We start from the raw sequence: 6,343 nt of genomic DNA, 5'->3' as shown, positions 1-6,343 counted from the left end.
GGCGGCTCCGCCCGTCCCAGGACCCCCGTGGTCCCCGCCACGGGCGGCGGAGCCGCGGCCGTCGGCGACGAGGCGTACGCCTACACCCACCCCTGCAAGGCCGACAAGCTGACGGTCAAGGTGTCCGCCCGGGCCGGGTCGCCCGACCAGCGGGTGATCGAGGTCCACAACCAGGGCACCGCCTACTGCGGCCTGAGCTACTACCCGCTCATCGGCCTCGGCAGCTCGAAGGCCCCCCAGCACGGCAACGACCTCACTCCGCTGGTTCCGGGCGGGCTGGGCGGCCCGCCGGCCTACGCGCTGGCTCCCGGCAGGAGCACCTACGCGGTGGTGGACCTCAACCCCGGCAGCGGCGGGGTGGCCGACGTGGACCAGCTGAACGTCCTGCCCGACGACCAGATGCCCAACGCCGACACCCGGAACTTCCCGCTCGGCGCCGGCGCGAAGGTGGGCAAGCAGCCGAAGCTCGGCCTGTACCGGGAGAGCGTCTCCGACGCGGCGGCCTCCACGGAGACGGCCGGCCGGAGCTGACCTGCCGCTTCGCACTCCCCTGCCCCGGTCCCCGCCCCGGCCTGCCGGTACGGTGATTCGCGGATCGACGGCATCCCGGGCCGGGCCCGGGGTGGGGGAAGGGCAGCGGATGAGTGTGGAGACCGAGGAGTTCGCGGCGATGCTGCGCGAACTCAAGGAGCGTTCGGGCCGCAGCTACGGGGCCCTGGCCACCCGGCTGCACGTCAGCACCTCCACCCTGCACCGCTACTGCAACGGCGCCGCCGTACCGACCGAGTACGCGCCGGTGGAGCGGCTGGCCCGGGTCTGCGGGGCCGGCGGCGAGGAACTGGTCGAACTGCACCGCCGCTGGATCCTGGCCGACGCGGCCCGCCGCCGGGAGGCCTCCTCCGCGGGCACCCCGGCCACCGCCGCACCGGCGCCCACGCCCACGCCCGCACCGACACCGCAGCCGCAGCCGCAGCCGCAGCCGCAGCCGGAAGCGGAGCCGCGGCTCCGGCCGGAAGCCGCACCCGACCCGCAGTCCGCCGCCGCGCCGGAGGAGGAACAGGAGGTGACGACCACCCACCCCGCGCCCCCGCCCGCCGGGCCGCGCCGCCGCATCCGCACCCGGGTGCTGCTGAGCGCGACCGCCGTGGTCGCGCTGGCCGCCGTGGCCTCCGGCCTCCTCCTGCGCGACACCGGCGACACCGGCGGCACCCCGAACGCCTCCGCCTCCTCGCCCGCCGCACCGTCCGTCGCCGCCACCGCGGGGGCCGGCACCGCGCCCACCGGTGCCCCGGCATCGCCGGCCCCCGCGGGCTCCGCCGCCGCGGACACCCCGTCCGCCGCCGCCCCGGCGGCCCCCGAGGACCTCCCCGCGCCCTTCCACGTCAGTGTCCTCAGCAACGGCTGGGGCAGCCCCTGCGACCAGTGGTTCTTCTCCGCCCGCTCCCCCGCCCAGGTGACCCCGCCCCCGTCGTCCTCCGGCCGGATCGACAGCTGGGCTGCCTCCCAGCGCCTGGTCCCGGCCGGGCACCTGCGCATCGAGCTGACCGCCCTGGGCGCGAGCTCGGACGCCGTCGTGCTGAACTCCATGTCCGTACAGGTGGTCAGCACCCGGCCCGCCCCCAAGTGGAACGCCTACACGCCCGGGTCCGGCTGCGGAGGCGGGCTCGAACCGGCGTCCTTCGCGGTCGACCTCGACGCGGCCACGCCGCGCCTCGTCCCCGTCGCGGGCCGGGAGGGCGAACGGAGGACCGGGACGACGGACTTCCCGTACCGGATCTCGGCCACCGACCCGCAGGTGATCGACGTGGACGCCGCCACCCGCTCCCAGGACGTCAGCTGGTTCCTCGAACTGGTGTGGACCGGCAAGGACGGCCGCAAGGGCACGATGCGGGTGGACCTCGGCGACCAGCAGCCGTTCCGCACCGTGGGCATGCAGGGCGCGCCGAACTACATCCACAACGGCACCTCCTGGGCCCCGGCCCACAACGAGGGCTGAGTCCGGCCGACGGCCGGGGCGGGAGGTGCCCGACCCCTGGCCTACGTCAACGGTGCGGGCATAACCTCGGGGGATGACCGACCGCGTAGTCCCCGAACCGCAGCGCCGTCGACGCCGCCCCACCAAGCAGGGCGTGGTGCTGTCCGCCGAGTTGATCGTCGGGACCGCGATCCGGCTGATCGGCAGCCACGGCACCGAGGCGCTCACGGTGCGACGGCTCGGCGCCGCGCTCGGCGCCGATCCGAGCGCGGTCTACCGCTACTTCCACAGCACCGACGACCTGCTGCTCGCCGTCGCCGACGAGCTGATCGGCCGCGCCCAGCACGGCTGGCGGCCCACCGGCGACTGGCGCGCCGACCTGCGCGCCATCGGCCTGCGCATCCACGCCAGCTACCTGGCCCACCCGCAGGCCGCCATCCTCGCCGCCCACCGCACCACCGGCCGCACCCACGAGATCGCCGCCGTCGAGGCGATCCTCGGCGTCCTGCGCAGGGCGGGCTTCCCGGACCCGGAGGCCGTCCGGATCTACCACGCCTTCGTCGACCAGAGCCTCGGCTTCGCCGCCCTGGACGCCGCCACGCTCGCCCTCCCGGCCCCTGCCCAGAACGCCGACCTCCAGGTCTGGCAGGCCTCCTACGCCCGGCTCGACGCCGCCGACCACCCCCACATCGCGGCCACCGCCCACCTGCTCACCACCGACATGCGCCGCAGCGGCTACCCGTACGCCCTGGACCTGCTCCTGGAGGCCGCCGAGGCCCGGCTGCGAGCGGCGGGCGGCTGAGGCGGGCGGGCCGACGGCGTGACGTTCCTCGTGGCGGGCATGGCGGGCATGGCGCGCGGTGACGGGGGCGGCCGGCCTCGGACGCCCGGCGCGGCACCGCCCGGGCCGGGAAACGCCGCCGACCGCCGGCGGTGAGCCCCCGTACGCCCACCGCCGACGGCCGGTCCGGCCCCTGCCCGGCTCAGTCCGCCGCGTGCACCAACTCGCCGCCGACGTACGTCCGCAGGACCCGGGCCCGCGCGATCTCCTCCGGCGGCCCGGTGAGGATGTCCCGGTCGAGCACGACCAGGTCCGCGAGCCGTCCGGCCGCCAGCACGCCGGCGTCGTCGTGCCCGTTGAGGTACGCGCTGCCGGCCGTGTACGCGGCGATGGCCGAGCCCAGGTCGAGCCGCTGCTCGGGCAGGAAGACCCGCCCGTCGGTGGCCTCCGGTTCCATCCGGTTGACCGCCACGTGCAGCCCCGCCAGCGGGTCCGGGCTGCTCACCGGCCAGTCGCTGCCCGCCGCCAGGGTGGCGCCGGCCCGCTGGAGGGAGCCGAACGGGTACTGCCAGGCGGCCCGTTCGGGCCCGAGGAAGGGGATGGTCAGCTCGTCCATCTGCGGCTCGTGCGCGGCCCAGAGCGGCTGGATGTTGGCGACGGCGCCGAGCCGGGCGAAGCGCGGGAGGTCGTCCGGGTGGACCACCTGGAGGTGGGCGAGGTGGTGCCGGGCGCCGCGCCGGCCGTTGGCGGTGCGGGCGGCCTCGACGGCGTCCAGCGCCTCGCGCACGGCCCGGTCGCCGAGCGCGTGGAAGTGGACCTGGAAGTCGAGCGCGTCCAGTGCGGTGACGTGGCCGCGCAGCGCCACCGGATCGACGAAGCTGAGGCCGGAGTTGGCGGTGGCGCAGCCGCAGCCGTCCAGGTAGGGGCTGGTCATCGCGGCGGTGAAGTTCTCCGCGATGCCGTCCTGCATGATCTTCACCGAGCCGGCCCGGAACCGTCCGTGGCTCAACTCCGCGCGTCGCCGCACGAGTTCGGGGATCTGTTCGGCACCCCGGTCCCGCTCCCACCACAGTGCGCCGGTCACCCGGGCGGTCAGCGCGCCGGAGCGGGCGGCGGCCAGGTAGGCGTCCGACGGGTCCGGCTGGCCGTTGAACGCGCCGAGCAGCGCGTCCTGCCAGCCGGTGATGCCGAGCGAGTGCAGCAGCCGCTGGGCGCGCAGCAGCCCGTCGAGCCGGTCGGCGGCGGTCGAGGGCGGCACCAGCCGGGCGACCAGGGCGGTGGCGCCCTCCTGGAGGGTGCCACCGGGAGTGCCGTCGGCCTCGCGCTCGATCCGCCCGTCGGCCGGGTCGGGGGTGTCGGCGGTGAGCCCGGCGAGTTCCAGCGCCCTGGTGTTGGCCCAGGCGCCGTGGTGGTCCCGGTTGGTCAGGTACACCGGCCGGTCGGGGACGACGGAGTCGAGCAGCTGCCGGGTGGGCAGTCCGCCCTCGAAGCTCTCCATCGACCACCCGCTGCCGGTGATCCACTCCTGCTCCGGGTTGGCGTCGGCGTACGCCCGGACGCGCTCCAGGTAGTCGGCGACGCCGACCGTCCCGGTGAGGTCGCAGGAGGCCAGCTCGGCGCCGCCGAACACCGCGTGGATGTGCGCGTCCTGGAAGCCGGGCAGCAGCAGTTTGCCGGTGAGGTCGACGACCTCCGTCCTCGGCCCGATCAGCTCCCGGACCTCGTCGTGCCCGACGGCGGTGATCCGTTCGCCGACGACCGCCAGGCCGCTCGCCCGGGTGCGGGCCGCGTCGCCGGTGTGGACGGGGCCGTGGGTGAAGACCAGATCGGCCTCGGTCATGGGTGGTGCTCCGTTCTCGCGTCCTCGTGATTCGTCCTGCCGTGCTGCGGGGTCAGTCGGCCACGGCGCCCTCCCGCAGGAAGTACGGCGAGCGCCGCCGCCAGCGGGCCCAGGCCGCCGCCGGCAGCCCGCTGACCACCATCATGATCACCACGGACAGCTCGAACCACCCGTTGTCCGCGGCGAGTTCGAAGTGATCCGTGGAGTCGTAGAAGCTCCAGGCCAGGTACCCGCCGACGGCGAGCAGCGCCGCCGCGCCCAGCAGCGGCCCGACGACCGCGCGCAGCCCCTCCGGCAGGTCGGTGCGCAGCAGTCCGCGGAACCGGACGGCGGCGGCGACGGCGGTCAGCGCGTAGTAGAGCGCGACGACGATGCCGATCGCGTTGACCGCGGCCGAGATCAGGTCGTTGACGGTCGGGATGGCGATCGAGGCCAGCGCCAGCAGGACCGCGACGCCGGTGATCAGCAGGGTGCCGACGGCGGGCGTGGCGTGCCGGGGGTGCAGCCGGGTCCAGACCGGGCCGAGCACCCGGTCGCGCCCCATCGCGTACATCCCGCGGGCGGTCGGGATCACCGAGGACTGCAGCGAGGCCACGGCGGAGAACATCAGCGCGATCAACGGCAGTGCGGCCAGCGGCTGTTCGGCGAGCTTGGTGCCGAAGTAGGTCAGCCCGTGGGCGCCGTTGTCGGCCAACTCGTCGATCGGCAGCACCCGTTGGAAGGCCGTTCCGGCGAGCAGGAACAGCGCCAGCATCACCACCAGGGCCAGCAGACCGCCCCGGGAGGCGTCCCGCGGGTCGCGCACCTCCTCGCCGACGCTGAACACCGACTCGAAGCCCCAGTAGCAGAACACCGCGAGCACCATGCCCTGGGCGACCGCGTCGAAGGAGGGGATGTCGAAGGGGTTGTACCACTGGAGCGAGAACGGCTGGTCGCCGGCGAACAGCCCGTAGCCGCAGAAGCCGAGCAGCACGGCGTACTCGAAGACCAGCAGCGCCTTCTGCAGCCTGGCCGCCAGGTCCAGCCCGCGCACCGCGACCAGTGCGGCGCCCACCAGCACCACCAGGCCGATCAGGGTGCACTGGACGGTCGAGTCGGCGTCGAGCCGCAGCCCGGCGACACTGCGGACGTGGGCCTGGTCCAGCAGCTGGACGATCGAGGAGCCGGTGACGGTCGTGGTGTACGCCATGAAGACCACGGTCCCCACGGTGTTCACCCACCCGGTCAGGAAGCCCAGCCAGGGGCTGAGGATGCGCCCGACCCACCGGTAGCTGCTGCCCGCGTCCGGCTCGACGGCGTTCAGCCGCCCGTACCCGCCGGCGATGGCGAGCACCGGCAGGAAGGCCAGCAGCATGATCGCCGGAAGGTGCAGGCCGACCACGCCGGCCATCAGGCCCAGGCCGATCCCGATGCTGCTGGTGGCGGCCGTGCTGGAGGCGGCGATCACCGCTCCGTCCACCAGGCCGAGCGATTTGCGCATCGTGACGTGGGAGCTTCGCGCGTCCGCTCTCGGGCCGCCGCCCGTGTCCTTCACCGTCGATGCCAACGGATCACCGCCTTGGTCGTGGGGTGCGCGTGTGGGGGAATCCCGGTACCGGTCGCAGAGGGTGACGCGGGCGGGAAGTGCGAGCCATGAAACCGGCGGCCCCGCCACACGTCAATGGCGTTGTCATAAGCCTCGGCGCCGTCACCGCCCCGTCCCGGCCCGTCGCCGCCCCCTCCCGCCCCGGCCCGCCCCGGCCCCCGG

5 protein-coding genes are annotated in these 6,343 nt (G+C 75.0%); 3 read left to right on the top strand and 2 right to left on the bottom strand.

Annotation, left to right across the window (positions count from 1 at the left end):
- From ACIQOV_RS22080 to ACIQOV_RS22070, 3 genes are all read left to right on the top strand, one after another.
- Positions 1-531 (top strand): DUF4232 domain-containing protein (locus tag ACIQOV_RS22080; protein WP_401050916.1); only part of this gene is annotated, 531 nt, incomplete at its 5' end.
- A gap of 109 nt (positions 532-640) precedes the next feature.
- Positions 641-1,996 carry a helix-turn-helix domain-containing protein gene (locus ACIQOV_RS22075; protein ID WP_401050914.1) on the top strand — a complete coding sequence of 452 codons (1,356 nt, stop codon included), beginning with the start codon at positions 641-643 and terminating at the stop codon, positions 1,994-1,996.
- Positions 1,997-2,069: 73 nt separating this feature from the next.
- Positions 2,070-2,777 (top strand): TetR/AcrR family transcriptional regulator, encoded by a 708-nt coding sequence (locus ACIQOV_RS22070; RefSeq protein ID WP_401050911.1) that lies wholly within the window; start codon positions 2,070-2,072, stop codon positions 2,775-2,777.
- Between the two features lie 181 nt (positions 2,778-2,958).
- Here the strand turns inward: ACIQOV_RS22070 and ACIQOV_RS22065 are convergent, their stop codons facing one another.
- Together ACIQOV_RS22065 and ACIQOV_RS22060 are read right to left on the bottom strand one after the other, a co-directional pair.
- Complete coding sequence (locus ACIQOV_RS22065; protein ID WP_401050909.1) at positions 2,959-4,596, bottom strand: amidohydrolase; 1,638 nt, start codon at positions 4,594-4,596, stop codon at positions 2,959-2,961.
- Between the two features lie 52 nt (positions 4,597-4,648).
- Positions 4,649-6,076 carry an APC family permease gene (locus ACIQOV_RS22060; protein WP_401050906.1) on the bottom strand — a complete coding sequence of 476 codons (1,428 nt, stop codon included), beginning with the start codon at positions 6,074-6,076 and terminating at the stop codon, positions 4,649-4,651.
- Positions 6,077-6,343: the final 267 nt, after the last annotated feature.

The organism is Kitasatospora sp. NPDC091257 (genome assembly GCF_044757675.1).
Lineage (GTDB): Bacteria > Actinomycetota > Actinomycetes > Streptomycetales > Streptomycetaceae > Kitasatospora > Kitasatospora lactacystinica.
Note: the sequence above shows the minus strand (reverse complement) of the source record. Positions and strands in the feature narration are given on the sequence as shown.

What these genes read in the sequence shown, in the direction of transcription:
- ACIQOV_RS22075 (WP_401050914.1), top strand. Translation starts at nt 641, where the DNA reads ATGAGTGTGGAGACCGAGGAGTTCGCGGCGATGCTGCGCGAACTCAAG.
- ACIQOV_RS22070 (WP_401050911.1), top strand. Translation starts at nt 2,070, where the DNA reads ATGACCGACCGCGTAGTCCCCGAACCGCAGCGCCGTCGACGCCGCCCC.
- ACIQOV_RS22065 (WP_401050909.1), bottom strand. Translation starts at nt 4,596, where the DNA reads ATGACCGAGGCCGATCTGGTCTTCACCCACGGCCCCGTCCACACCGGC.
- ACIQOV_RS22060 (WP_401050906.1), bottom strand. Translation starts at nt 6,076, where the DNA reads ATGCGCAAATCGCTCGGCCTGGTGGACGGAGCGGTGATCGCCGCCTCC.